Source organism: Zhongshania sp. R06B22 (assembly GCF_040892595.1).
Classification (GTDB): Bacteria; Pseudomonadota; Gammaproteobacteria; order Pseudomonadales; family Spongiibacteraceae; genus Spongiibacter; species Spongiibacter arctica.
In genome coordinates this window covers 1-25,332 of record NZ_JBFRYB010000001.1, presented here as the reverse complement: position 1 = coordinate 25,332, position 25,332 = coordinate 1, and the positions used below count along the sequence as shown (strand labels likewise).

The window sequence follows — 25,332 nt, the reverse complement described above, 5'->3', positions numbered from 1 at the left end:
AGTTTGCTGTGAAGTCAATCCGCGCACATCGCGGGCTGGCGACCAAGACACTGGCAATACGGCCTCAAAAGCTGAAAAGACTGTTCATAATCTGATCAGTTTGGCCAGTGGCGGGCAAGTATGCCCCAATCGCAATGGCCGTTCAATGCTTTGGTAACAAAAAATTCACGACTTTGTTACCTGCTAAAACGTTTCCCGAGGTAACAGTTCGAGATTATAAACCCTTAGTCAAAACTATGCTCGTCTGCGGGAAAGCTACCGTCGGCGACGGCGGTATTATAGCGTTTTAGCGCATCTTCGACACTAGTGGCGCCATCCGCAAAGTTGCGTACGAAGCGTGCCGTTTTCTCGGTTATACCGAGGAGGTCGTGTAACACCAGTACTTGGGCGTCGGTGTTGCTTCCCGCACCGATTCCGATGACCGGGATTTTAAGCGAGTTAGTGATTTCAGCGGCAAGCTTGCGAGGCACGCATTCAAGCACCAGCATCGCTGCGCCAGCGGCTTCTAGGCTTAAGGCATCGGCGAGAATGGCCTTGGCTTGGTCGTTGTCACGGCCCTGCACGCGATAGCCGCCTAATACGTTGACAGATTGCGGTGTGAGTCCGAGATGGCCGCAGACAGGAATGCCCGCCTGATTTAGCCGAGTGATGCTCTCCGCTAGCCAGCCACCACCCTCAATTTTGACCATGTGTGCGCCCGCACGCATCAATGTGGCCGCATTATCGGCACATTGTTGAGCGCTGTTGTAGCTGCCAAAGGGCATATCGCTGATGATCAGTGGTTGATCGCAGCCGCGCGTTACGCAGGCGGTGTGATATGCCATATCGTCAATAGTGACGGGGAGGGTAGAGTCTCGGCCCTGCAGCACCATGCCCAATGAGTCGCCGACCAGAATGGCATCTATGCCCGCTTTTTGCACAAGCCTGGCAAAGCTGGCGTCGTAGCACGTGACCACGGCAAATTTTTCATGCTGTTGCTTTTTTGTCAGCAGTTTGAGGATATTAACCTTGCTCATGGAGTGCCTCGGCGGTGCTTAGAAAAATGTCGGGTTAAAATAATGGCGGCCGCTGCGTATTTCCAGCAGATATTGTAATAATTGCTCATATTGACTGTCATTATTCGCAAAATCGATGTCGCTGGCGTTAATGATGAGCAGCGGAGAATCATTATACGATAGAAAGAATTCACTGTAGGCGGCGTTTACGCTCGCTAGATAGTCACCGCTTATACTCTGTTCAAATTTCACTCCGCGATTCTGTATTCGCTCTTTAAGCACTTTTACCGGTGCTTGAAGGTAAACAACCAAGTCTGGCGTGGGTATATCAACCTGAACTTGTTGGTAGACTTTTTTGTACAATTCTAGCTCGTTGGCATCTAGGGTGATTTGAGCGAATAAAGGGTCTTTTTGAAAGAGAAAATCAGCGATATGAGTTTGATTAAACATATCACTTTGGCGTAAGTCGCTGAGCTGCTGTGCGCGTTGAAATAAGAAGAAGAGCTGGGCTGACAGCGCCGCATGGCGTTGGTTGGCGTAAAAGCGCTCTAGAAAGGGGTTGTCTTCGGCCTTCTCAAGTAGCATTTGGTAGTTAAGTGACTCGGCTAGACGTCGGACTAAGGTGCTTTTACCGACGCCGATTGGCCCCTCTACTGCGATAAAGCATGGCGGTTTTCCGGTGTTGATGATGGGTTCGTTAACTAGTGATCGCTTTATCATCTGATTCTAAAACCCATAAATTGTCGTTGTCGGAATAATCTAGTTCGGCATGGTCACCCAGCTTATCGCGAAGATAGTGGCGAAGTAATGCTTTGGGTGCAATATCTGCGAGTGGGCGAAGTACAAAATCTCTATCAAACATACGTGGATGCGGAACTGTAAGCTCGGGTGTATGAATGTTTGCGTTGCCGTAAAGCAGTAAATCTAGATCTAGGGTGCGTGCTGCCCACCGCACAGTGCGTTCGCGCTGATGTTGGGTTTCTATGGCTTGCAGGGTATTTAGCAGGCTGGTTGCACTCAGTGTTGTGTCAATGGCGATGACGGCATTAACGTAATTGTCTTGCGTTCCGGGACCGACGGCTACCGAACCGTAAAGGTGGGACTGCGCAAACAGTTCGCAACCAGGTGTCGCGGCGATTGTCTTTATGGCTCTTAAGACTTGCTGCTTGGGCAGGTTTAAGTTGCTGCCCAAGGCAATATAACTGCGGATCATCTCGGTTTGCGAGGGCTGCGGCGGCGTCTGGATGTGCGTGGTTTGTCATCACTGGCTGGGATTTGCGTGAGCATGGCGCCGCGGGTATCGATATGGGCTTCTTGGAACGCTAGCCACCACTGCCCCAGTCCAGGCTCAATTTCGCCTGCTTGTTCGCGCAGTAAAAGAAAGTCGAAGCCCGCTCTAAAATAACGGTGATCTAGTAGCAGCTCGGCGCGCTTGCCGGAGCGGCGAGTTAGGCGGCTCTGCAGCTCCCATATATCGCGCATTGGCAAAGAGAAGCGCTTTGGTATGGCGACGGTAAGCTGCTGTTTGCGTAACACGCGTTCAGCGGCTTGGTGAAGTGCGGGAATTTCTGGCACGCCACTATCAAGGATTTCTTTGTGAATGCGTTTTACCACTGGCCACAAGATTACGGCATAGATAAATGCGGGTGTAACGGGCTTGTTTTCGGCGATTCTGGCGTCGGTATTAATGAGACCTTGTTGGATGATGGTCTCGGCCGCGGGTTCGTGTTGGTTGAGCATTTTTTGCGTGCTTGGGAATAATGGGCTGAACAAGCCGTAACGCTGCATTAGCGCATAGGTCTGCAGTCCCTGGCCGGACATAAGCAGTTTGATAACTTCGTCAAACATGCGTGCGGCAGATATGTCTGTCAGTAGCGGCGCTAAACGCTTTAGTGGTTCTTCGGTATGTTGCTCTATATCGAAGTTGAGTTTCGCTGCAAAGCGGACAACGCGCAGCATGCGAACGGGATCTTCGCGGTAGCGAGTTTCCGGGTCACCTATAATGCGTATCAGTTTTTGTTCTAGGTCGCGCATACCGCCGACATAGTCGTAGACACAGAAATCGCGGCTAGAGTAGTAAAGTGCGTTGATAGTGAGGTCGCGGCGAGCGGCGTCCTCGTTGACTGAGCCGTAGACATTGTCTCGCGTAAGCATGCCTGATTCGGTGCGAGCGGAATGCTTATTGCGTTGTACATTGTTGCTGGCGCTAGTGCTGGGCGCATCGTGACCACCTCTAAAAGTGGTGACTTCGATAATTTCGCTGCCAAAGCGGACGTGGACAATACGGAACCGGCGACCAATGATGCGGCTATTGCGGAACGCACCGCGAACTTGCTCCGGTGTTGCATTAGTGGCTATGTCGAAATCTTTGGGTTGGCCACCTAATAGCAAGTCTCTTACCCCTCCGCCAACGAGGTAGGCGTCGAAGCCTTCCTCATTGAGTCGCCGTATCACTTTTATGGCGGCGTCGTTGATATGTTTGCGGGAGACGCAATGCTCGTCTCGCGGGATAATTGTCGCGGAGGGTGGCGCGTATTGGGTGGGTTTGGAAAACTTGTTAGAGAGTTTTTTCCAGAGCCCGGTAACGGAGCTAGATGTCATGGAGTTCTATGGGTAGCCAATAAATAGTATAAAGCCGGTATTCTAGCACAGCCTTATTTGGAGTGTTGTTAAAGGCGTGATGGAATTTTATGGCTTAACTGAGTTCAAAGAAGTGCTTGGAGGATAATTTGGGGGTCTTAAAAGGAAGAAGGGGAAAACAATGTCTTCCCCACCCAGGTCTCTTTGCTTTTGTATTATTATTATTTTTTATCTGTTTTCTTATTATTATTTTGTTTTTTTATTATTCTTCGCTCCCAACATAGAGCATATGCCGTGCCATCTTTTATTTTTCTTTTGTTATCAATGGCTTGCTGATATTTCGTGATTTTAGCTGGCGTTAAAAATAAGTGGTTTGTTACCTTAGTAAACGCTCTTTGTTACGCTTATCGGTCTGGGGTAACGCTCGGATATACCTTATGTTCCCGAGCGCGAGCTTACTTTCTTGCGCGGAATGCCCAAGCGCTGGCGGCGTTCCCATAGGCACTTTCTACTTACGCCAAGTTTCTGTGCGAGCTCTGTTTCGCTCATAGAGTCTTGGTGTTCAAGAACAAATCGTTGGAAATAGTCTTCCAAAGACAGGTCTTCGCTCGGATCGGCATGAAGGGGTTTACGACGCTCTGGCGCAGCGGTATTGCTTGCAGGCCGAGGTGGTTGCTCGTTGCGGCGGCCGCGAATCTGGCTGATATCAACCAGCTCTAGATCAATATCGAGTAACTCATTGTCGATCTCTTTGCGGTCGCACAAGATTACTGCTCGCTCGATGGCATTTTCCAGCTCTCGGATATTACCCGGCCAAATGTAGGTGGTAATGGCCTGAATGGCCTTGGGGCTGAAGTGCATTAGCGGTTTTCTCATCTTCTCGCAGCGGTTTTTAAGTAGCGCCTCGGCGAGCTCAAGAATGTCTTTGCCACGCTCGCGCAAGGGCGGTAATTCCAGCTTCATGACATTGATTCGGTAGTATAAATCTTCTCGAAAGCGCCCTGAGTGAGCCATGTCCTTTAAGTCGCGGTGGGTTGCACAGATCAGTCTAACGTTAACCTTGATGGATTCTACAGACCCTATGCGGCGGATCTCATTTTCCTGAATAAAGCGTAACAGGCGGGCTTGAGCTTCCAGCGGCAGCTCGCCAATCTCGTCGAGGAATAATGTGCCGCCATCCGCGGCCTCTATCAGACCCGTGCGGTTGGCGTTCGCGCCGGTAAATGCGCCTTTTTCATAGCCAAACAGCTCTGATTCTATGAGCGTTTCTGGAATAGCTGCGCAATTGACACAGATAACTGGCTTGCCGCTGCGTGTACTTTGGTTGTGAATGGCGCGCGCGACTAACTCTTTACCCGTACCGGTTTCGCCGTGGATCAGAATGGTGGCGTCGGTGGGTGCCGCTCTGCGTATATGATCGTAAAGTTGCTGCATTGCCTTGCAGCTGCCGATCATGCCGTTGAAGTCGGCTATTTGCTTGCGTTGATTGCTATTCGGCTCAGGTGTGTTGGGTTGGTGCTCTGCGCGTGCGGCGCTGATAATGCGCTCGACGGTCTCGATCATTTCGTCGTGATCGAAGGGCTTGGCGATATAGTCGATAGCGCCCTTCTTCATTGAATCGACCGCAGATTTCAAACTCGCGTAGCTAGTCATAATTAGCACGGGTGCATCAGTTTTACTGATCAGATCGGTTCCCGCGGCCCCGGGCAGGCGTAAGTCACTGATAATTAATGCATAGTCGTTGACGTTATAGCTACTCAGCGCTTTTTGTACGGAGTCGGCTTCATCAACCTGATAGTTATGTCGTTCGAGTAGGCGCCGCAGGGCCAGACGGATGACATCTTCGTCTTCGACTATGAGGATTTTGGGCATAATTCTCTCCGTGGTTTCTTGCGGCCACTAGCGAACAGGCGCGTAGCCGAACAACATAACGCGATCAGCGAAATAATTCTAGTTTGGCTGGGGCTGGCTTAAAACTAGGTGGATATGAATCCGGGTGCCGTGGGTGCTGAATTCAGGCACGGGGCTTTCAATACTAATATCGCCGCCTAGATCAGTAATAATGTTGTACGCCAGAGCAAGCCCTAAGCCGGTGCCTTTACCTGGGTCTTTAGTGGTAAAAAACGGCTCAAATATTCTGTTCTGAAGCTTTTGATCGATGCCGGTGCCATGATCCGTCACTGTAATATGGGCTTCAGCATTATCCTCTTCGGCTTCTATGGTGATCATTGCGCTGTCGCTGCTGGCATCCCTGGCATTCGATAGCAGATTGATAAAGACCTGCATTAGTCTTTGATTGTCGCCATTCACGACAATGTCAGTGGGGCAGTTGTTATTGTAGTGAATCTGTTGAGCTTCATTATCGAGGCTGAGTAACTGGATGGCCTCAGAGACACAATTTCTTACGTTGACGGCCTCCCTCGCTTGGGCGCGGTCTTCCCTGCCGGTGTGGGCAAAGTTCACTAAGCTGCCAACAATACTGCTGATTCGTTGCGTCTGCTTCACGATTTGTGATGCAGTTTCGAGAGTGTCTGGGTTTTCTGTCTCATAGCGCAGGTTTTGAGCAAGGCAGGCGATGCCAGTGACAGGGTTGCCTATCTCGTGGGCAACACCGGCGGCGAGTCGACCAATAGACGCGAGGCGTTCCTGGTGAGTGAGTTCATGCTCCAGTAGCTGGGTATCGGTGATATCTTCAACAACGATAATTAGCTCGTCTCTTCCCCACATCTGTGACTCGGTCCGGTGTAGGTTGAGCCAACGTAAACCTTGCTCGGTTTCAACGCAAAATTTGCTGCGATGCAGATCACTGCTTTCTAAGAAATTAATTAGGCAGTTTGCCCATGGCTCGGGTAAACCGTTGAGGCTTGAGCCGGTCACCGTGCTGGATTGGATGTCGGTAATGTCGGCCATGGACATATTCCACAGTAATATTTCTTGGTCGCCACCGAGGGCGCATACGCCGATGGGGAGGTCCTCTAATGTTTGGCGATGGTAGCGGCGGAGGCTGTCTAGGTCGGCCGCTAGACCGGTAAGATTTGTTTGATATCGCTCTAGGCGCTCTTCAATATAAGTGATGTCTTCACCGCTACCTAAAACACTGTCGGTGTAAGGCAGCACGCGATCAATGACGCGTCGAGCACTGGATGGCCCAAGTAGCGACGATAGGTTGATTTCTATTCTGTCGCGTATGCGGCGTAAGGCATAGGGCCGAGTTTCCTGCTCGTCAAGGTGGAGTTCTTCCAGTGCACGCTTAAATTCTTGCTCGGCGGCGTGATCTCCCAATGCATCTTGAAGGCGCTGCTTTATTTCTACCGCAGTTTGTAAATTTAGGACGTGGCGGCTGGGGCGGTTGAGGTCGTCTAGGGTGCAGGCTTCCGCGGCGCTGCGCTCTTCCGCTGAAGTTTCGCTAAACATCGAAACGAGAATAAAAAGTGCGCTATTGATGCCTATCGATAAACTGGCTACCACAACCCAGAACTCATCGTTACTTATCTTGTTGATATATAGGCTTTCTAGGTAGGCTGGGTAGTAGTCGCTGAACATGGGGATGAGTAAACCTATCCCCCATACGATAAACCCGGCGGTGAGACCGCTTATAAAGCCGTTGCGATTGGCGCGAGGCCAATACAGTACCGCGAGAACGCCGGGTAGAAATTGTAGGCAGCCGGTGGCCGATGCGATGGTGAGATTGGTGAGGCTTTGCACGTCGCCAATCAGATCATAAAAAATGAAACCGACTAAAATAATCGCGCAGATAAGTAGCTGGCGCGCTGTTAATAGCCAGCGATAGATATCTACATTGTGGTCTTTGGGGCGAAATAGCGGTAAAACCAAATGGTTCAGGCTCATTGAGGCCAAGGCGAGGGTGGTGACAATGATGGCGCCGCCTGCTGCCGACAAGCCGGCCAGATAGATCAATATAGTGAGCCAAATGTTGTCGATGTTTAATGACAGGCCGAGTGGGAAGTAGTCTGTTGTTATGGTCAGCCCAGAGGCCTTACCTGCCCAAAGTATGGGTAGCACGGGTAGGCTCATAACCAGCAAAAATAATGGCAGCCCCCAGCTGGCGGTAGCGAGGTTTTTGCGACTGGAGTTCTCGGCAAATAGCATATGAAACACATGGGGCATACAAACAGACCCAGCGAAGAACATGATCAACATGAGTCTTTTGGTGTCGCCGGATTGCGGTGTGCTCAGGTCTTTCAATATTTCCGGGTGGGCGACTAGCCATTGCTGCAGGCCGCCGAAACCTCCAAATACCGAATATATGGCGACAAGGCCGACTGAGACGAGGGCGAATATTTTAATAATGGATTCAAATGCCAGGGCGACAACTAGGCCTCGGTGGCTGTCTTTGGATGGTAGGTTCCGCGATCCGAATAAAATCGTAAAAACCGTTATCACAACACAAAACAGCAATGCGATTAGGTTTTTGAAGTTGGCGCTATCACCGACCAAGGCTTCGCCGGCGCTCAAAATTAGGGTGGATTCAGAGACTATTTTTATTTGGATGGCGAGTAGAGGCCAAACTGAAAGTGCTAAGAATAAGGTGGCTAGTGAGCCTACCCAAGAACTGCGAAAACGGAAGCTCAATAGGTCGGCCAATGAGTTTAGGCGGTAGCTTCTGCATATCTGATGCAATGGCGCCAGTAGTATGGGTAATAGTATCAGTGCGGCTGAAATGCCGATGTAGTAGTTGAGGAAGCTATAACCGTAGCGCTCCGCGAAGCCAACGGCGCCATAAACAGCGAAGCCGCTGGCGTAAACCCCTAGCGATAAAACGAAGATACTGGGGTGATTGACTAGGCGCGACGGCAATAATTGACGCTCGGTGGCGTAGGCAATGGCAAACAGCAGAGACATGTAGCCTATGCCGAGGAAAAAGAGTGTGTTGAGGCTAAGGGTCATTGCGGCGCTGTTTATAGTGACTGATGAAGATAAAAATAATGATCACTAGCCAAACCAGATGATGGCGATACCAAAGGGGGCTGGCGTCATTTAGCCAGCGACTTAAGGTCGGAGCATAGATAAAGCCAAAAGTTGCCAGGAGCAGCAGTGACGAGTGAATTTGCATGGTGGCCGCGAGGTGTGCAATGTCGGAGTGATGTTACTGGAGCGGCTGCAAAACTGCAAAATATTGCAAGCCGAGCTTACAGGGGTAGTGCGGTCTGAGTGGGGATGTGATCGGCGCGCCAATGCTGGGTCGCCCATTGCAGTATGCCGGCAATATCAAGCTCCGGTGCTGGCGGGGCTTGCTGTAAATAACGCAGGACCCGGCGGAGGTTGTCCTTGGCAAGTTGGTCGTCGATGGCGGGGGCAAAGCTTTGTTTGCTCAGTTTGTGGCCGTCGTCGCCAACAATAAGCGGTAAATGCAGATAGCGAATCGGTGCTAGCGATAGGGCGTGCTGAAGGTGTATTTGCCACGCGGTTGCATCTATGAGATCTACGCCGCGCACGATGTCGCTAATATCTTGGCTTGCGTCATCCACCACGACGGCTAGTTGATAGGCATAGAGACCATCGCGGCGTTTGAGCACAGGATCGCCTATTTGATCGCTCAGGTAGCGCTGGCTGCCCTGCACTCGGTCTGAAAATACCGCATCTGTTTGCGGAATCTTTAGGCGAATGGCGGCGTCGCCGGCAACAAAAGGCGTAATGCAGCTACTTGGGTGTATGCCATCACTCTTGGCGAGCTGCGCTCGTGAACAGCTGCAATAGTAGGCATGCTGCTGGTTCAGTAAACTAGTCAGGGCGGCTTCGTAGCTTTCGCTGTGCTGGCTTTGCCATAGAATATCGCCGTCCCAGTGCAGGCCATGGGCGATTAAGCTGTCGATAATAAGTTTGGCTGCACCGGTTTGCTCGCGGGGTGGGTCTATATCTTCGATGCGTAACAACCATCGCCCGCAATTAGCGCGTGCGTCTAGATAGCTGGCTACAGCAGTAAGCAGGGAGCCTAGATGTAATGGTCCGCTGGGAGAGGGGGCAAACCGGCCAATATAGCCGGTATGAGGATCTGGCATAGCAAACCTATTTGCATGGGCCTAAGGGCAGCCCATGTAAATTAACCGCGTTCCTGGCGCTCTTTGATTTCGTCTAGCGTCTTGCAGTCGATACACAAAGTGGCAGTCGGTCTAGCTTCAAGACGCTTAATGCCGATATCTACACCACAGGTGTCGCAGAAACCATAGTCGTCTTCGTCAATCAGATTGAGGGTTGAATCAATCTTCTTAATCAACTTGCGCTCGCGATCACGGGTGCGCAACTCAAGACTAAACTCCTCTTCCTGGGTCGCGCGGTCTGCGGGATCAGGGAAGTTAGCGGCTTCGTCCTTCATGTGACTTACAGTACGGTCAACTTCTTCCATTAACTCAGCTTTCCAGCTAAGCAAAATCTGGCGAAAGTGCTCCTTCTGTTTCTCGTTCATATATTCTTCGCCCTTTTTTTCTTTATAAGGAACGAAGGTCTTTAAATTGTCAGTTGTACTCTGCTGTGCAGGCATGGCTGGCCCCTTCTGTACAAGCCGTTAACCGCAAACTGCGGACATGCGCGACGACGCTGTGTCGCCAAATCGGCAAAACTACCAGATATGTCCCTCTTGTGCTACACGAAATTCACCTTAAATGCCTCTAGTAACCAGTTGCGGCGATGTTAAGGCCTTGCAGATACGGCTACACTGCCATTTTTGACTAACAGGTACAGTATAGGTGATGAATTCTTTTGCGCGGCGGCTGGCAGATATAGAGCCATTTCGAGTGGTTGAAGTATTGACGCGGGCCAAGCAGCTTGCGGCGGCTGGCCGCGATATTGTGCATATGGAAGCGGGCGAGCCAGACTTTAGCACGGTGGCGTCCGTTGTTAGTGCCGCGAAGGCGTCATTAGACCGAGGAGAAACCTATTATACCCCCGCCGCGGGCATCCCTGAGTTGCGACAGGCCATTTCTCGATTTTATCGAACCGAGCACGGCCTGGATATTGCGCCTGAACGAATAATGATTACGCCGGGTGCATCTGGCGCTTTGCTATTGTTGGCGGGCTTACTAATTAATCCTGGTGATGGCATGTTGATGACCGACCCGGGCTATCCCTGCAATCGTCATTTTCTACGTTTGGTTGAGGGCGAAGGTCAGCTGGTGCCCGTGGGGCCAGAGGATCGGTTTCAGCTCAATGCCGAGAAAGCGGAACAATATTGGCAGCCAAATACCAGGGGAATTATGGTGGCGTCGCCAGCAAACCCGACCGGTGAAATATTGAGTGCAGAGCAGCTGCGAGACCTTCACGCCTTGTGTGAACGCAAGCAGGGTTATTTGGTGGTGGATGAAATTTATCACGGTTTAAATTACGGCGTAGACGCGCCCAGTATTTTATCGATCACCGACAAGGCATTTGTGATTAACAGTTTTTCAAAATATTTTGGTATGACGGGTTGGCGTCTAGGTTGGTTGGTTGCTCCGGAAGAGGCCGTGCCGCATTTAGAAAAGCTCGCTCAGAATTTCTTTATATCTATGTCTACCATGGGGCAATACGCGGCATTGGCCGCGTTTGAGCCGGAAACTCGCGTGGAGTTAAATCGGCGTCGAGATGAATTTGCGGCGCGGCGTGATTATCTGCTGCCGGCGCTGCGGGACCTAGGGTTTGAGATACCGCACTGCCCGGATGGCGCCTTGTATTTGTATGCGGGAATTCAGCGGTTTAAGACTAATAGTCAGCAGTTTTGTTTAGACCTGCTGGAAAATCATGGCATTGCCATTACGCCCGGCGAGGACTTTGGCCGCTATCAGGCGGATCAGCACGTTCGCTTTGCTTATACCACTGGGCTTGCGCGTTTAGAGGAGGGGGTGGCGCGGCTGCGTAGCGTTTTGGGCTAGCTGGCTTGGGGTTCTATAGGCTTAGCGCCTAGGCCTTAGGGTGTAAAAAACTGGACACCGTATAGCGCGGTATTGCTGGGTGTTTTTTGTTCCAGAGCCGAGGCCATAGCGTCTGCGATGCGCTTGGCTCGGCCCTTCATTTTTGTACAGTATGGGCCTTCAAAATAGCGATCGATATTAGTGTTTAGTAAGTGCAGCCAGCGGAGGAAATGATGAGGGCTAAGCTTGGCTTGCCGGTGGATATTTTGGTGGCGTTCAAACAGCTGGCCTTGATAGGTGGCTCGGCCAAAAAGTAGTTGCTCCCAAAAATCTATAACATGCGGCAGGTGATGTTCCAGCGAAAAGGGTATGACGTCACTAAAGTAAAAACCGATGATAGGGTCTGTTAAGACATCTTGGTAAAAACCTCTGAGTAATAGTTCAAGGTCGTGGCGATTTGCAATATCGGTTTTTGTTGGCTGCATAAACTTCCTTTTTGCCGTTTGGGTGGGATTGTCGTCAAGCTAATGACTTGCGGTGCTAGTATATTAATAATTTTTAGCGTGTTTATGTTAGCACTAGCGTGTCGATACGGTGTTAGCGTGGGCTGAAGGGGTTGGTATTGAGAGGTAAAACGGTAGAAGAGGTGGCGCTCCTGCATATTATTGAGCGCCTAGGTAAATTTAAGCCTCGGCAACGATGGTGGCGGCGCTGGGTGAAGCGCTCCGCGGTTGCAATCATTCTGCGCGAGCTGAATGACCAAATTGAAGTTCTAATGATAAAAAGAGCTGATCGAGAGGGTGATCCTTGGTCTGGCCACATGGCATTTCCCGGCGGCAGAATGGATAGAGGGGATATTACTGGCCTGCGCACGGCAATACGTGAGACCGAGGAAGAAACCGGTATCTATTTAGAAAAGGCCGGCCATTGTATTGGTCGCTTGTCGGACATTGTGAGTCGCCCCCATTCTGGTCGACAGCCCATGGTAGTGACACCCTATGCGTTCAGATTGCATACGGCGGTAAGTATTGAGGCAAATCATGAGGTCGCTGAGGCAGTGTGGATCCCATTAAGCTTTTTAATGGATCCAGAGGAGCGTCAGACGATGGAGTGGGGCAGTGGCAAGCTGACAATAACACTGCCATGCTATTTTTTCGGAAAACGCCGTATATGGGGAATGTCGTTAAAGATGTTGGACGAGTTACTCAGCCTCGTTTGAATCATTATCTGCGTTAGTCGGTAGCTTGATGTTTTCTAGCCTGCTTGGCGGGCGAAAGTCCATGGTATCGGCGCTGGGCAGGGGATTGCGCCGCTCCTCCCAAAGATGAATTTTTGTTTGGTTTAGCAATTGGCGCGCGCGAGTTTGCGGTTTTACTGCTTCTGCGATGGCTTCGTCAGGCAGTATGTTTTTAATCCACGCTTCAAACACCGGTATGATGACCGGCGTCTTTTTGGTGTCGAGGTATTGCCAGCGCGAGCCATCGAGAATGTTTCCTGAAACTCGCTGTTGTTTTACCGGAAGCCAATAAACACCGCAGCTGGAGAGGCTGAAGTCATCTTGGCGGCCAAAGCTGATATTTGCTTTAAAAGGGTTGAAGGCATCCGCGGGGGGATTGTCGATGCGTTTAAGTGCCATAATCCACTGACTGCCCGGGGTAAATTCGCTTACCTCCGGGCGACATAAATCATCTTTTTTGCCCCAGATTCGAATTTCTTCCCGATATTCGCTGCCCTGAAAAATAGTATCAACGACTAAGTCGAAGCCATTGCCTTGGCTGGCGCGTACTTCGCCATACACAACGAGGTCTGTATTCGCGTAGACCGATTTAAACGGGCCTTCCCACAGGCATTCGCAGGCCGAGGCGATGGGGCTAAGCATGAGACCGCCAATGAGGGGGAGCGTTTTTAAAATAGTGCTTGTCATGTTCGTGAGTGCTTTCTGGGCAATAATACTAGTAGTAAATGAGTAGACCAATTTTAAACAAAAAAGGCGCAATAAATTGCGCCTTTTTTTGAGATCTTCTTTTTGGCGGGTCTTAAATGTCTATTACTACACCTAAAAAGTAACCATCTACAGTGACTTTCGCTTCTTCGTCGTCATCTTCAAGATCGACATCGAAGTTGCGGTAGCCCAATTCAAGGCCAACAATGCCGAACTCGTAGCCTAGCCCTAAGGTGATATCGCTGATGCTATTGTCACCATAGGAGATCACGTTAGCCAGTGCTGAGGCATACAAGCCTGTCAGCGGAAGGTCAAAACGTGCGTTGACGTAGGCCATAGGAACAGGGACATCAATGTCGACGGAACCTTCGCGCCCTGTGGTTGATAAGCGAACTTCGCCGTCGAAAGCTCGTACTGTTATGCCCACGTCTAGGTTTACCCAGTTATCCAAAATTTCGTAGTACAGGGTGGCGTCAGTGTGGCTTAGGTCTGTGGTTGAGTCTACGGTGTCAGTTGAGGTGTAGACGGTACCGTCAAATGTGAAGGTACGCGACAGCTGGTTTGTCTCGGAGATGTCGAGATCGGTGCGCTGTAGGCGAATATTCGGCAGTAGCGGTACAGGGTGTTCTAGGGCGACGAAAAAGCTCTTGCCGGTTTCATCGTCATAGCCAAGATCATCATTCATATCGATGCTGTCTGAGCCTGCTTTAACATTGCCATCCCAGCTTTGCTTCCAGATATAGGCACCGGCGGTGGCACCGACAATATCAGCCTGAGTGGCAACAGACGCGCTTGCTGCAAGTATGGCCAAGGCTATTAGTCGTTTTTGCATGTTAGGTTCCCTGTGTATTAAATTTTATTTAACGTAACAATAAGCGGTCTCTATGACAGCGTAAATACTAGTTATTCAGTAATATTGCCATGTCTTTGGCAAAGTAGCTCAGGATGCCATCGGCTCCAGCTCGTTTAAAGGCCATTAAAGATTCAGCCATTACGGCATCTTTGTCCAGCCAGCCATTTTCAAATGCCGCGCAGTGCATAGCGTATTCCCCGCTCACCTGATAGGCATAGGTGGGCACGGCAAGCTCGTCTTTTACGCGGCGCACAATATCAAGGTAAGGCATGCCGGGCTTGACCATAATCATATCGGCGCCTTCAGCAAGGTCCAGCGCGCACTCGTGCAGCGCTTCGTTGCTATTGGCGGGATCCATCTGATAAGTGTATTTGTTGCCGCCGCCTAAATTTCCCGCTGAGCCAACGGCGTCGCGAAAGGGACCGTAATACGCCGAGGCATATTTAGCGGCGTAACTAAGAATACAGGTATTGATATGACCTGCGCTTTCCAAGGTTTGGCGTATTGCGCCAATGCGGCCGTCCATCATGTCTGAGGGAGCCACAATGTCAGCGCCAGCATCGGCTTGGGCCTTGGCTTGTAGGCACAGTATTTCGCTAGTGCGATCATTTAACACATAGCCCTTATCGTCAATGATGCCGTCTTGGCCATGCGTGGTGTAAGGGTCTAGTGCCACATCAGTAATGACGCCAAGCTCGGGGGCGGCATCTTTAATGGCTTTGATTGCATTTTGAGCAAGGCCATTGGGGTTGTAAGCTTCTTCGGCGAGCAGCGATTTTTTCTCTGCGCCAACTACGGGAAATAATGCGATGGCGGGGATGCCCAGGGACGCAAGTAATTTTGCCTCCTTTGCCAGCAGGTCAATGCTCAAGCGCTCGATACCTGGCATAGAGCCGATTCTTTCGCGCTGGTTGTGGCCTTCGCAGACAAACATGGGATAGATCAGATCATTGACGCTGAGTTGATTTTCACGCATTAAACGTCTTGAAAAGTCTTGTGCCCGCATACGCCGCAGTCGGGTGTTGGGGAACGCGCCCCGTGTTAGTGATATTGTCATGGTGTTTTCTCAGCCCAAAGTCTTAAAAACGTGTTCCGCAATATCCAGTGTTTCTTCAATAACGGCGTCGCTATGCGCGGCAGACATAAAGCCGGCCTCATAGGATGCGGGGGCAAGATAGACGCCGCCCTTTAACATGCCGTGGAAAAAGCGATTGAAGCGTTCTGTGTCGCAGGCCATGACTTGCTGGTAGTTGGTAATGTGTTTTGCTTCGGTAAAAAACACCCCAAACATGCTGCCAACGTGGTTGCTGGTCATGGGAATGCCAGCCGCCGTTGCTCTCTCCACTAAACCTTTTACCAACATGTCGGTGGCGCGGAAAACTGGGTCGTAAAAGCCGTCTTTTTCAATGTGTTTCATCATGCATAGGCCGGCAGCCATGGCAATGGGGTTACCAGAAAGCGTACCTGCTTGATAAACCGGCCCGCTTGGCGCGATGTATTCCATAATGTCGCGTTTGCCGCCGAATGCAGCTACCGGCATGCCGCCACCGATTACTTTGCCAAGACAGGTAAGATCTGCAGTAACGCCGTAATAGCCTTGTGCACCTTGCAGGCCTAGGCGGAAGCCGGTCATGACTTCGTCAATAATTAATACCGCACCGCTTTGGTCACAGCACTCTCTTAAGCATTCAAGAAAGCCGGGTATTGGCGGTACGCAATTCATATTGCCAGCGACGGGTTCCACAATAATACAGGCAACCTGTTCACCGTATTCGGCAAAGGCGGCGCGCACGCCTTCAATGTCGTTGTAATTTAGGGTAACGGTGTGCTCGGCAAGTGCTGCGGGTACACCGGGCGAGCTTGGTACGCCCATAGTGAGCGCTCCTGAGCCGGCCTTAATGAGTAGTGAGTCTGAGTGACCGTGGTAGCAACCTTCAAACTTAATAATTTTATCGCGTTTTGTATATCCGCGGGCAAGGCGAATGGCGCTCATGGTGGCTTCTGTGCCGGAGTTAACCATACGAACCATGTCCATTCCGGGCATGATGCTGCAGATCTTCTCGGCTAGCTGAGTTTCAATTTCTGTTGGCGCGCCAAAGCTGAGGCCCTTTTGCAGTTGCGCAGTGACGGTGGCAATAACGTCCGGGTGGGCGTGTCCTAGCAACATTGGTCCCCAAGACAATACGTAATCAATGTATCTCTTGCCCTCTACATCATAGAGGTAGGGCCCAGATGCGCGGTCGATAAATATTGGCGTGCCACCGACGGCTTTGAAGGCGCGCACTGGGCTGTTGACCCCGCCCGGGATGCGGTGGCGGGCGGTTTCAAATAATTGCTCGGAGCTAGTCATAGAAGGCATCTTAATAGTCAAAAAGGTAAGGGGGTATTATTGCGTGCTGGGTTAAATATCGCCAGTGCGGGTGTCGCTTGGCATTTAAAAGGGTTTGAGTACGGCTAATAGTACAATTGCAAATAAGGCGATGACAGGAGCCTCGTTGAACCAGCGATAAAATACATGGCCACGTTGATTTTGGTCATTGGCAAATTTTTTGACTAAATGGCCGCAATGCAGATGGTATGCAATTAGGGCGATAACAAAAAGCAATTTGAGCTGCAGCCAGCCTGCGTGGATATAGTAGCTGGGGTTTTGTGCAATTAGCAAAATACCAAATACGATCGTTAGCACGGCAAATGGGCTTACAAAGCGATAAAGTTTACGCTCCATGATTTTAAGGTGATTGCGTGTGGCTTGGTCTTCGGCCATTGCATGGTAGACAAATAGCCTAGGTAGATAAAAAATACCGGCAAACCAGCAAATAATTGTGATGAGATGAAAGGCTTTTAGCCAGAGCATGATGATGTTCCTAAATTGGTGATACTGGGCATTGCGGCAATAATAGATTCAATACCCTTGCTTAAGCCCAATGTTGGGGCTGCATTTTGCCGTATTTGGGCGGAGTCACATTCCGGGACACTGGGTGTTGTCGGTGAATTAGCATACAATATCTACCGGTCAATTGCGGCCCGCCGTACTAATTTTTATTTGGCGCATTCTTATTAAGTTCTGCCGCCTGCACACAGGCCCTTTATTACATGATCCCCAAGACAAAGCGCACCCAGACTGCCCGAAGACTTCGTCTTTGGTGGGTATTGGGTAATCGCCATACACGCCGCCAGCTAGGTACAGTCGAAGACTGGAAGACACGTGGCGTTTTCTGGTTCGGTGCATTGACGGTTGGTTTGGTTATTCAGGGCTTTGCATGGCTGTCTGAAGAAAGCTTTTCGGTAACCGAGCATGTCTTCGATCGCTACCCCTATGCCTTTCTATTGATTACTCCTTTTGGACTGATGGCCATTGTATGGGTGATGAATTTTGGGGGTAAAGCCGCCCGAGGCAGCGGTATTCCGCAGGTGTTGTTGGCGCATAAGCAGAGTTATCATTGGTTGCGCGCGCCATTTTTGTCTTTGCGGGTGGCGGTGTTGAAAGTGCTGCTAACCTGTGCAGGTTTGCTAGTTGGCGCAACAGTCGGGCGAGAGGGGCCCAGCGTTCATGTTGGGGCTGCGATCATGTATAAATTTGGCACATGGGCCAAGTTGAAGCAGCGCCAAGTGGAAAGTAGTTTGATTGTGGCGGGTGGTGCTGCCGGTGTGTCTGCGGCCTTTAACGCCCCTCTTGCGGGTATTGTGTTTGCTATCGAAGAGTTGCAGCAATCGATGGAAGCGCGAACCACCGGGACATTTATTATGGCGATTATCCTCTCGGGGGTGGTCGTATTGGCATTCGCTGGGCACTACAGTTACTTTGGTGTTCCAGATGTGACCGCAATGCCGCTTGCAGATTACCCTTATATAATAGGCGTGAGCGCGGCCTGTGGCTTACTGGGCGGCCTGTTTAGTTTGTTTTTGGTTCAAGGCAATCGAGCCGTTGCGCCGCTGGTATCGAAGAGGCCCCTGCGAGTCGCGTTTATTATTGGGATCTTTTTGGCTTGTATGGCAATACTGTCTGACGGTTTGACCATGGGTAGCGGTTATGGGGAAGCAAGGGCATTGCTGGCTGGTGAGTCTGAGGGCAGTTGGCTGACAGCCGGGGGTAAAATATTGGCGACTCTGCTAACCTATTTTAGTGGTATTCCTGGCGGTATTTTCTCGCCGAGTTTGGCGGCAGGTGCCGAGTTGGGCTCGGCGATGGGGCCGGTGTTTCCCCAAGTGCCCGCGGTATCCTTAATTTTGGTGGGTATGGCGAGTTATTTTGCCGGCGTGGTTCAGCGGCCGATAACGGCATTTGTTATTGTGCTGGAGTTGACGGGCAATAATCACGATATACTGCCCGCGCTTATGGTTAGCGCGCTTGTCGGGGCGGCGGTATCGAAATTGGTGATGGCTGAGCCTGTATACCATGTGTTAGCCAGAGATTTAGTTCGGGGTTGGGATCACTTGCTCCGTGAAAAAGAAGAGTTAGCGTCGGCGGCTGCAACAGATGGCGCCGTCGTCGAGCAGAAAAAATGAACAGCGTTAAGGGAGGAATATTCGGGTGTTAAAAGTTGGAATAGTAGGTGGTACCGGTTATACCGGCGCAGAATTGCTACGGTTATTGTCTACCCATGCCGAGGCGGAGGTGGCAATGATTACGTCGCGCGCTGAGGATGGCGTTGCGGTTGATGAGTTGTTTCCGAGTTTGCGCGGGGCGGTGGATTTACGTTTTACCTCGCCAGATGTGAAGGCGTTGGCAAGTTGTGATGTGGTGTTTTTTGCTACCCCGCATAATGTTGCCATGAATATGGTGCCAGAGTTATTGGCGGCGGGAACCCGGATTATAGATTTGTCAGCGGATTTTAGAATTAGCGATGCGAAGCTATGGTCTAAGTGGTACAACGAAGAACACGTTTGTCCTGATGTGCTTGCCACGGCAGTATATGGCCTGCCCGAGCGCAATGCCGATAAGATTCGCGACGCTAAGTTGATAGCGTGTCCGGGGTGCTACCCCACGGCCATTGAGCTTGGCTTGATTCCGCTGCTCGAACAAAAGCTGATCGACCCAAAACGCTTGATCGCCAGTGGCGCCTCAGGAGTTAGTGGTGCGGGTCGGCAGGCAAAGATTGACAACTTGTATGCCGAATTGTCTGAGAGCTTCAAGGCCTACGGTGTTGCAGGGCATCGTCATCTGCCAGAGATTGAACAGGAATTGGCTTTAGCGGCTGGTGGTCCGGTCAATCTGACGTTTACGCCACATTTATTGCCGCAGGTGCGGGGTATTCACGCGACGATGTATTCAGAGTTGCTGGATCCCGCGGTACCCTTAGATGAGCTGCAGTTTATGTTTGAAAAACGCTACGCCGACGCACCATTTGTCGATGTTATGCCCTTGGGAAGTTTGCCGCAAACTCGCTCAGTACGCGGTGCGAATACGTGTCGCTTGGCGATTTATCGGCCGCAGAATAGAGACACCGTGGTGGTATTGTCGGTGATCGATAATTTGGTGAAAGGGGCGTCTGGTCAGGCCATCCAAAATATGAACCTGATGTTTGGTTTGCCAGAAACGATGGGTTTGCAAGGCTTGCCGTTGCTGCCTTAAGGATCGGGCCTTAATGGCTGCTCGGGAAATACTTGACTGTTTTAGTCGGAAAAGCCGATAATTGCATCAATTGCGATGCAAGTTTGCATCTATGTAGTAATGAGGTGATATATGTCTGCGGTTGAACAATTCACGCCGTCAGTACTTACGTTGACTGATAAGGCCGTGACCAAGGTTAAAAATCTCGTTGAGTCTGAGGCCAATGACGATCTGAAATTGCGTGTGTTTGTCACTGGTGGCGGCTGCTCGGGGTTTCAGTATGGATTTACCTTTGATGAAATTGCGGAGGAAGATGACACATTAGTCCAGCGCGATGGCGTCACGGTGCTAGTTGACCCTCTGAGTTATCAATATATTGACGGTGCTCAGGTCGATTACACTGAAGGTCTTGAGGGTTCGCGCTTTGTGGTCAGCAATCCCAATGCCAGCACTACCTGCGGCTGTGGCTCATCTTTTTCGGTTTAATTTTTAGTTTGGTTTATTGCGCTGGATCAGTTTTTATTTGATTGGTCCGCCTGCCCCGTTATTTTCTGATTCAAATCAAATGTCCCGGCTGTATCTTCCGTTTTAATGCCTCCACAGAATTTTACTGTGGAGGCTTCAAAAATGAAAAAAATCTATTTGGTCGCGGCCATTGCCGCTGCTGTTATTGCCCCTTCTTTATCTGCATCCGAAATGGCTTATCAGCCGGGTCAGTGGGTAGTGCGTTTGGGTGCAAGCACAACAGAGCCTAGGGAAGATGGCGACAATATTAAGCTGAATGGCTCAGTGCTCGTGTTGGGCGGACAAACTTCCTCGCTGGGTATTACCAACGATACCCAGCTTGGTATAACAGTAGAGTATTTGCTGGATAGTCACTGGGGAATAGAGCTGCTTGCGGCAACGCCTTTTGAGCATACGGCTACCGGTAAGGGCGCGATTCAGGGCGTTGATGTTGCTGATTTTAAGCACTTGCCGCCGACACTTAGCGGTATTTACCACTTCACTCCGATCTCCGGTTTTCAGCCTTATGTTGGTGCTGGCTTAAATTACACGCTTATCTTTGATGAAGAGTTAACGCCCCAAGCTAAAACTACCTTTGCAGGTCTGGGTTTGACCGGTGGGAAAATAGACCTAGAAGACTCGATTGGTCTCTCGTTTCAAGCGGGGGTGGATTATCACATCGATGAAAGCTGGTTGATAAATGCATCGGCGCGCTGGATAGATATTGATACGGATGCGGAAATTCGCTTCGACAGTGGTGACAGGCTGACTAGCAGTATTGAGGTCGACCCATGGGTGTATACCGTCAGCGTCGGTATGAAGTTCTGAGTGCTAAGCTAAATAAATGGCGCCGAGTATGCGTGGTCCGTTCGCGCCGGTGACGGCGGGGACATTGCCTGGCAAGTGATTTAGGGTTTGCTTGGCAAGCCATGCGAAGGCAACGGCTTCAACCCAATCTGGCGGAATACCAAGTTGGTTGGTGTCCGACACCACCCGCTTGCTGAGCAGGGTGGAGATGCGTGAGCGAAGGGCTAGATTGGCGCTACCGCCGCCGCAGATAAAAACGGGCGCCAGATCTGTGCTGGCATTTTCTATTGCGTCACAAATTGTGCGAGCGGTAAGTTCTAGCAATGTCGCTTGCACGTCCGCAGGCGCTATTGGCGGGAAATACGCTAATGACTCCTCAATGGTGAGCATATTAAATTGCTCGCGGCCGGTGCTTTTGGGCCCAGTCTGGCTGTAGTACGGTGCCTGTAAAAAATGCTGCAAAAGTGCGGTGTTGATCCTTCCGCTGGCCGCCCAGTCGCCATCGCGATCAAAGTCGCGCTGCATACGGGCGTTTATCCAGCTATCCATTAGGACATTGCCTGGCCCAGTATCAAAACCTTCTACGCCGCCATTTTGTTTAACTAGGCTAATATTCGCCATACCGCCAATGTTGAGAATAACCCGGTCCTCGGCTTCGCTTCTAAATGCCGCTGCATGAAATGCGGGTACCAGAGGTGCGCCCTGTCCCGCCGCCGCGATGTCGCGACGTCGAAAGTCCGCAATCGTGGTAATGCCGCTAAGCTCTGAGATGGTGTTGGGGTCACCAATTTGCAGGGTGAATGCGTGCTCGTGATGGCGGTCGGTATTTGGTGGGCGATGGCGCACGGTTTGGCCGTGGCTGCCTATTGCGGTTATATCGGCGGGCTTGAGTTTGGCGCTTTCGCACAATTGAAGCGCAGCGTTGGCAAAAACGCGGCCAATCTCCCTATCAGTCCTGCCCAGCAGTTCTATTTCTTCGTGACTTGTTCCGCAAAGCTGAAGGATGTCGCTTCTTAGTTTTGGGGAAAGCGGTGCTGAAATACTGTGTTCGAAATGGACGGTGTTATCGGCATCGACGCGAATGAGTGCTGCGTCGATACCATCGAGGCTAGTGCCTGACATCAAGCCTATATAGCGTGATTCCATTAGCCCGCGTCAATATTGGTGTAATTTCGTTGCGCAGCGTAGGTTCTAAGCTGTAGTTGCATCCCAGATATTTGGTTTTCGAAGGTTGGCATTTCGCCGCTATTCACCTTGGTTGGTGGCGGTAATTTGGTCACGATTGTCGCAGGATTGCGGTGCACGCCATTGACCAAAAACTCATAGTGAAGATGTGGTCCGGTAGCATAGCCGGTCGATCCTACCCAGCCAATAGTTTCACGCTGGCGAACTCGCTCGCCCTTGGATACTGCGCGTTTATGTAAATGCAGGTACTTGGTCATATAGGCTTCACCGTGTTTGATGAAGACATAGTTGCCATTGGCTTTTGAGTAGCCGGCCGCTGCCACACGGCCATCGCCGGCGGCGTAGACAGGTGTGCCTCGAGGTGCGGCGTAGTCGATGCCGCGATGCGGCCGCACGGTTTTAAAGACGGGATGCAGGCGGCGCGGATTAAAGCCAGAGCTTATGCGGGTGAAGTCCAGTGGTGCTCGTAAAAAAGCCTTGCGCATACTTTCGCCACTTTCCGAGAAATAGTCGATTTCGCCGCGAGTATTGACGTAGCGATAGGCCTCAAAGGAGCGACCTTGATTGAAATATTGCGCCGCGAGTATTTGTCCGCTGCCTAAGTTCTCGCCATGTAGGTAAAGCTCTTCATATATAACAATGAAGTAGTCGTCTTTGCGGACGTCGTATACAAAGTCTAATACCCCACCAAAAATATTCGCAAGCTCCATGATGATACTTTGGTTTACGCCTGCGTCTTGCGCTGCTTTATATAGTGATGAGGTGATAGTCGCGCTGGCGACGCGTTGGCGAATTTCTGGCGTCTCGGCGAGTTCGGTGGTGCCGAAGCCGGTTACGCCGCGTTCAAAAACGAGGCTATTGAGTTTGTCTAGTTGATAGCTCATTGCTTCGAGCTCGCCGCTATCGTCTATTTGAAATGCAAGTTTTTGCCCGGGTCGAATTTTGTTGAGTGCTTTAGCTTTGGGGGCGGTGGTCAGTAGTTCGTGTAGATCTTGTGGCGTGAGATTGGCGCGACTAAATATAGTGGACAGTGAGTCGCCTGATTTTACTTGTACCTCTATCCAAGGTTTTTCTGTTTCTTCTATCGCCACTGAATCCGCTGGAATACTTGCCGCTCGAGTTGGACTAAGCTCCAAGTTCAGCGGGATGGCGGTGCGCTTGGCTTCAGCGTTTTCACCGGGAAGTAGTAATAGAGATAATCCCAGGGCGATAAGTGTCGAAGCGGCAAGCGCTAAATGGCGTCGCGGGAACTTGCCGTTGTCGGACTTGGTAACGGCGTGTCTTTTGGGAATCCAGTTTTGCATAGGTCTAGTACTACATGCCTGTGGAGAGTTTTTTGTGCAGTATAGCAAATGTGTTGCGCGCTTGAAGCCCGTAAAAACCGAAACTTAAAGTAGATTCTAGTTTGAGTGCGGCCGTCTGTCAGCTTTTCGCAGTTTGCATTTGTTGTTGGTTGTTGTATCTTGCCGGCTCTTCAGTATTTTCCTAATTATGCAAATCATGTTCGCGGAATGGTTTGCGCGTCTTATATAGTATGAAGGTCGATTTATGACAGCTGTAAACTCAGATTTACTCCCTGAATTAGAGGCGAGAGGGCTTGTTGCGCAAATGACCGGCGAGCACGGCTTGGCCGAGTATCTCTCTGAGCGGTCGCGCACGCTGTATTGTGGTTTTGATCCCACTGCTGACAGTCTTCATATTGGCCATCTTGTCCCGCTGTTAGCGCTGCGTCGTTTTCAACAGGCAGGGCACAAACCTATAGCGCTGGTTGGCGGTGCGACGGGGCTTATTGGTGACCCAAGCTTCAAAGCGCAGGAGCGCCAATTAAATACGCCTGATGTTGTTGCTGACTGGGTTGATCGTTTAAAGCTGCAAGTGTCACGGTTTATTGATTTTGACTGTGGCGAGAACTCTGCTGAGGTTGCCAATAATCTGGACTGGTTTGGCCCTATGTCGGCGCTGGAGTTCTTGCGGGATGTTGGTAAGCACTTCTCTGTTAATACCATGGTTGCCAAGGAATCGGTGAAGCAGCGCATTAATAGAGAGGGGGCAGGTATTTCGTTTACCGAGTTTAGCTATTCCTTGTTGCAGGGCTTGGATTTTTCCGAGCTGTATAAAAGGTATGACTGTACGCTGCAGTTGGGTGGTTCTGACCAGTGGGGCAATATCATTGCGGGGGTGGATCTAACCCGTCGCCAGCACGGTGCTGCGGTTCACGGCTTAACCATGCCGCTGGTCACTAAGGCGGATGGCACCAAGTTTGGTAAAACTGAGTCGGGCACCATTTGGCTTGATCCGACCAAAACCTCTCCCTATGCCTTTTATCAGTTCTGGCTGGGTACCGCCGATGCCGATGCGTATAAGTTTCTTCGTTACTTTACGTTTTTATCGCTTGCCGATATCGATGCCATAGAGGTTGAAGATCGTGAGGTGGGGCGTCCCGCTGCTCAGCGTATTCTTGCGGAGGAGATGACGCGGCTGATTCACGGGGTCGATCAGTTGGCAGGGGCGCGCCGTATAACCGATGCATTATTCTCTGGTGAATTGGCGGAGTTATCGGCAGGTGATCTTCAGCAATTGCAGTTGGATGGCTTGCCGACGGCAAATTTGAATCGCGAGGAATTAAACGACAAGCCATTAACCCAGCTGCTTGCTGACATGGGGATGGGTGTTGGCAAGCAAATAAAGGATGCTCTGGGCCGTAATGCGGTTCTTATAAACGGTGTTTCAATAGGTATTGCTGAGAATATGAGCGTGCCGGAGGTGTTTTCTGCAGCGAGGGCATTGTTTGGCGAGTACTACTTGGTAAAGGTGGGTAAAAAGAAATATCAGCTGGTGGTTGTTAAGTAGTCAACATGCTTAATTAATCACCGTTAAGTGGTTGATAGTTAACCTAAGTGAGCGGTTTTTGTACGCGGCCAAAGCTTTTGAAAATTCTTTTTGAAAGTGTGTTGACTCCCCTCCTAGTATCTCTATAATGCGCCTCCTCAACCGCAAACGCGGACTTCACCGAGGTGGAGGCAGCAAGTATTTAACGCGGTTGAGGTGGTGAGAAAGTTTAAAAAACTACT

Annotated in this window: 23 protein-coding genes; 7 read left to right on the top strand and 16 right to left on the bottom strand. The window is 50.7% G+C overall.

Annotated features, from left to right (window positions below; translation table 11 throughout):
* Positions 1–224: 224 nt before the first annotated feature.
* The 8 genes from panB to dksA all read right to left on the bottom strand — a co-directional run bounded on the left by panB (position 225) and on the right by dksA (position 10,074).
* Entirely contained in the window at positions 225–1,016 is a 792-nt protein-coding gene (gene panB / locus AB4875_RS00115; protein ID WP_368373993.1) for a 3-methyl-2-oxobutanoate hydroxymethyltransferase, read from the bottom strand.
* 18 nt (positions 1,017–1,034) lie between these two features.
* A complete protein-coding gene (locus tag AB4875_RS00110) occupies positions 1,035–1,715 on the bottom strand; it encodes a deoxynucleoside kinase (RefSeq protein WP_368373992.1) in 681 nt (226 codons plus the stop codon).
* Positions 1,693–2,208 carry a 2-amino-4-hydroxy-6-hydroxymethyldihydropteridine diphosphokinase gene (gene folK, locus AB4875_RS00105; protein ID WP_368373991.1) on the bottom strand — a complete coding sequence of 172 codons (516 nt, stop codon included), beginning with the start codon at positions 2,206–2,208 and terminating at the stop codon, positions 1,693–1,695. Before folK ends, AB4875_RS00110 begins: the two co-directional genes overlap by 23 nt.
* Positions 2,205–3,596, bottom strand: coding sequence for a polynucleotide adenylyltransferase PcnB (gene pcnB, locus AB4875_RS00100; RefSeq protein WP_368373990.1), 1,392 nt, complete (start codon positions 3,594–3,596; stop codon positions 2,205–2,207). Before pcnB ends, folK begins: the two co-directional genes overlap by 4 nt.
* 414 nt (positions 3,597–4,010) lie before the next feature.
* A complete protein-coding gene (locus AB4875_RS00095; RefSeq protein ID WP_368373989.1) occupies positions 4,011–5,447 on the bottom strand; it encodes a sigma-54-dependent transcriptional regulator in 1,437 nt (478 codons plus the stop codon).
* 78 nt (positions 5,448–5,525) lie between these two features.
* Positions 5,526–8,438, bottom strand: coding sequence for an ATP-binding protein (locus tag AB4875_RS00090; RefSeq protein WP_368373988.1), 2,913 nt, complete (start codon positions 8,436–8,438; stop codon positions 5,526–5,528).
* Between the two features lie 287 nt (positions 8,439–8,725).
* On the bottom strand, positions 8,726–9,595 hold the full coding sequence (gluQRS, locus tag AB4875_RS00085; protein WP_368373987.1) for a tRNA glutamyl-Q(34) synthetase GluQRS: 870 nt from the start codon (positions 9,593–9,595) through the stop codon (positions 8,726–8,728).
* A 41-nt stretch (positions 9,596–9,636) separates the two neighbouring features.
* Positions 9,637–10,074, bottom strand: a complete 438-nt coding sequence (gene dksA / locus AB4875_RS00080; protein ID WP_368373986.1) for an RNA polymerase-binding protein DksA — start codon at positions 10,072–10,074, stop codon at positions 9,637–9,639.
* A gap of 208 nt (positions 10,075–10,282) precedes the next feature.
* Between dksA and AB4875_RS00075 the strand changes: the two genes are divergently transcribed.
* Positions 10,283–11,440: a pyridoxal phosphate-dependent aminotransferase gene (locus tag AB4875_RS00075; RefSeq protein WP_368377035.1), complete on the top strand. Its 1,158-nt coding sequence runs from the start codon at positions 10,283–10,285 to the stop codon at positions 11,438–11,440.
* Between the two features lie 35 nt (positions 11,441–11,475).
* On the opposite strand, the gene AB4875_RS00070 is transcribed toward AB4875_RS00075, so the two are convergent.
* The gene (locus tag AB4875_RS00070) at positions 11,476–11,904 is read right to left on the bottom strand and encodes a group III truncated hemoglobin (protein WP_368373985.1); all 429 of its coding nucleotides are present in this window, start codon (positions 11,902–11,904) and stop codon (positions 11,476–11,478) included.
* A 137-nt stretch (positions 11,905–12,041) separates the two neighbouring features.
* Here AB4875_RS00070 and AB4875_RS00065 point away from each other — a divergent pair, with 137 nt between their 5' ends.
* Positions 12,042–12,638 (top strand): NUDIX hydrolase, encoded by a 597-nt coding sequence (locus AB4875_RS00065; RefSeq protein ID WP_368373984.1) that lies wholly within the window; start codon positions 12,042–12,044, stop codon positions 12,636–12,638.
* Here the strand turns inward: AB4875_RS00065 and AB4875_RS00060 are convergent.
* The 5 genes from AB4875_RS00060 to hemJ all read right to left on the bottom strand — a co-directional run bounded on the left by AB4875_RS00060 (position 12,621) and on the right by hemJ (position 17,068).
* On the bottom strand, positions 12,621–13,343 hold the full coding sequence (locus tag AB4875_RS00060) for a hypothetical protein (protein WP_368373983.1): 723 nt from the start codon (positions 13,341–13,343) through the stop codon (positions 12,621–12,623). The genes AB4875_RS00065 and AB4875_RS00060 overlap by 18 nt on opposite strands.
* Positions 13,344–13,455: 112 nt before the next feature.
* On the bottom strand, positions 13,456–14,193 hold the full coding sequence (locus tag AB4875_RS00055) for a TIGR04219 family outer membrane beta-barrel protein (RefSeq protein ID WP_368373982.1): 738 nt from the start codon (positions 14,191–14,193) through the stop codon (positions 13,456–13,458).
* 67 nt (positions 14,194–14,260) lie between these two features.
* Complete coding sequence (gene hemB, locus AB4875_RS00050) at positions 14,261–15,271, bottom strand: porphobilinogen synthase (RefSeq protein WP_368373981.1); 1,011 nt, start codon at positions 15,269–15,271, stop codon at positions 14,261–14,263.
* A 9-nt stretch (positions 15,272–15,280) separates the two neighbouring features.
* On the bottom strand, positions 15,281–16,564 hold the full coding sequence (hemL, locus tag AB4875_RS00045) for a glutamate-1-semialdehyde 2,1-aminomutase (RefSeq protein ID WP_368373980.1): 1,284 nt from the start codon (positions 16,562–16,564) through the stop codon (positions 15,281–15,283).
* Between the two features lie 84 nt (positions 16,565–16,648).
* Complete coding sequence (gene hemJ, locus AB4875_RS00040) at positions 16,649–17,068, bottom strand: protoporphyrinogen oxidase HemJ (protein ID WP_438273511.1); 420 nt, start codon at positions 17,066–17,068, stop codon at positions 16,649–16,651.
* 239 nt (positions 17,069–17,307) lie between these two features.
* On the opposite strand from hemJ, the gene AB4875_RS00035 reads away from it, so the two are divergent.
* From AB4875_RS00035 to AB4875_RS00020, 4 genes are all read left to right on the top strand, one after another.
* Positions 17,308–18,720, top strand: coding sequence for a chloride channel protein (locus AB4875_RS00035; RefSeq protein ID WP_368373979.1), 1,413 nt, complete (start codon positions 17,308–17,310; stop codon positions 18,718–18,720).
* Between the two features lie 25 nt (positions 18,721–18,745).
* Positions 18,746–19,786 carry an N-acetyl-gamma-glutamyl-phosphate reductase gene (gene argC, locus AB4875_RS00030; protein ID WP_368373978.1) on the top strand — a complete coding sequence of 347 codons (1,041 nt, stop codon included), beginning with the start codon at positions 18,746–18,748 and terminating at the stop codon, positions 19,784–19,786.
* A 111-nt stretch (positions 19,787–19,897) separates the two neighbouring features.
* Positions 19,898–20,251, top strand: coding sequence for an iron-sulfur cluster insertion protein ErpA (gene erpA / locus AB4875_RS00025; RefSeq protein ID WP_368373977.1), 354 nt, complete (start codon positions 19,898–19,900; stop codon positions 20,249–20,251).
* A 141-nt stretch (positions 20,252–20,392) separates the two neighbouring features.
* Complete coding sequence (locus tag AB4875_RS00020) at positions 20,393–21,097, top strand: OmpW/AlkL family protein (protein ID WP_368373976.1); 705 nt, start codon at positions 20,393–20,395, stop codon at positions 21,095–21,097.
* A 3-nt stretch (positions 21,098–21,100) separates the two neighbouring features.
* Here AB4875_RS00020 and AB4875_RS00015 read toward each other — a convergent pair whose 3' ends face one another.
* Positions 21,101–22,222 (bottom strand): anhydro-N-acetylmuramic acid kinase, encoded by a 1,122-nt coding sequence (locus tag AB4875_RS00015; protein WP_368373975.1) that lies wholly within the window; start codon positions 22,220–22,222, stop codon positions 21,101–21,103.
* Positions 22,222–23,565 carry a peptidoglycan DD-metalloendopeptidase family protein gene (locus AB4875_RS00010; protein ID WP_368373974.1) on the bottom strand — a complete coding sequence of 448 codons (1,344 nt, stop codon included), beginning with the start codon at positions 23,563–23,565 and terminating at the stop codon, positions 22,222–22,224. The genes AB4875_RS00015 and AB4875_RS00010 overlap by 1 nt, the downstream gene beginning before the upstream one ends.
* A 244-nt stretch (positions 23,566–23,809) precedes the next feature.
* Between AB4875_RS00010 and tyrS the strand changes: the two genes are divergently transcribed.
* Positions 23,810–25,111 carry a tyrosine--tRNA ligase gene (tyrS, locus tag AB4875_RS00005; protein WP_368373973.1) on the top strand — a complete coding sequence of 434 codons (1,302 nt, stop codon included), beginning with the start codon at positions 23,810–23,812 and terminating at the stop codon, positions 25,109–25,111.
* The last annotated feature ends 221 nt before the right edge of the window (positions 25,112–25,332 follow it).

Coding starts and splice junctions, on each gene's coding strand:
- hemL (WP_368373980.1), bottom strand. CDS start 16,564: ATGACTAGCTCCGAGCAATTATTTGAAACCGCCCGCCACCGCATCCCG.
- AB4875_RS00095 (WP_368373989.1), bottom strand. CDS start 5,447: ATGCCCAAAATCCTCATAGTCGAAGACGAAGATGTCATCCGTCTGGCC.
- AB4875_RS00010 (WP_368373974.1), bottom strand. CDS start 23,565: ATGCAAAACTGGATTCCCAAAAGACACGCCGTTACCAAGTCCGACAAC.
- panB (WP_368373993.1), bottom strand. CDS start 1,016: ATGAGCAAGGTTAATATCCTCAAACTGCTGACAAAAAAGCAACAGCAT.
- AB4875_RS00090 (WP_368373988.1), bottom strand. CDS start 8,438: ATGTCTCTGCTGTTTGCCATTGCCTACGCCACCGAGCGTCAATTATTG.
- AB4875_RS00070 (WP_368373985.1), bottom strand. CDS start 11,904: ATGCAGCCAACAAAAACCGATATTGCAAATCGCCACGACCTTGAACTA.
- AB4875_RS00020 (WP_368373976.1), top strand. CDS start 20,393: ATGAAAAAAATCTATTTGGTCGCGGCCATTGCCGCTGCTGTTATTGCC.
- AB4875_RS00060 (WP_368373983.1), bottom strand. CDS start 13,343: ATGACAAGCACTATTTTAAAAACGCTCCCCCTCATTGGCGGTCTCATG.
- hemJ (WP_438273511.1), bottom strand. CDS start 17,068: ATGCTCTGGCTAAAAGCCTTTCATCTCATCACAATTATTTGCTGGTTT.
- AB4875_RS00110 (WP_368373992.1), bottom strand. CDS start 1,715: ATGATAAAGCGATCACTAGTTAACGAACCCATCATCAACACCGGAAAA.
- hemB (WP_368373981.1), bottom strand. CDS start 15,271: ATGACAATATCACTAACACGGGGCGCGTTCCCCAACACCCGACTGCGG.
- AB4875_RS00015 (WP_368373975.1), bottom strand. CDS start 22,222: ATGGAATCACGCTATATAGGCTTGATGTCAGGCACTAGCCTCGATGGT.
- AB4875_RS00035 (WP_368373979.1), top strand. CDS start 17,308: ATGATCCCCAAGACAAAGCGCACCCAGACTGCCCGAAGACTTCGTCTT.
- AB4875_RS00055 (WP_368373982.1), bottom strand. CDS start 14,193: ATGCAAAAACGACTAATAGCCTTGGCCATACTTGCAGCAAGCGCGTCT.
- pcnB (WP_368373990.1), bottom strand. CDS start 3,596: ATGACATCTAGCTCCGTTACCGGGCTCTGGAAAAAACTCTCTAACAAG.
- erpA (WP_368373977.1), top strand. CDS start 19,898: ATGTCTGCGGTTGAACAATTCACGCCGTCAGTACTTACGTTGACTGAT.
- AB4875_RS00075 (WP_368377035.1), top strand. CDS start 10,283: ATGAATTCTTTTGCGCGGCGGCTGGCAGATATAGAGCCATTTCGAGTG.
- folK (WP_368373991.1), bottom strand. CDS start 2,208: ATGATCCGCAGTTATATTGCCTTGGGCAGCAACTTAAACCTGCCCAAG.
- dksA (WP_368373986.1), bottom strand. CDS start 10,074: ATGCCTGCACAGCAGAGTACAACTGACAATTTAAAGACCTTCGTTCCT.
- tyrS (WP_368373973.1), top strand. CDS start 23,810: ATGACAGCTGTAAACTCAGATTTACTCCCTGAATTAGAGGCGAGAGGG.
- gluQRS (WP_368373987.1), bottom strand. CDS start 9,595: ATGCCAGATCCTCATACCGGCTATATTGGCCGGTTTGCCCCCTCTCCC.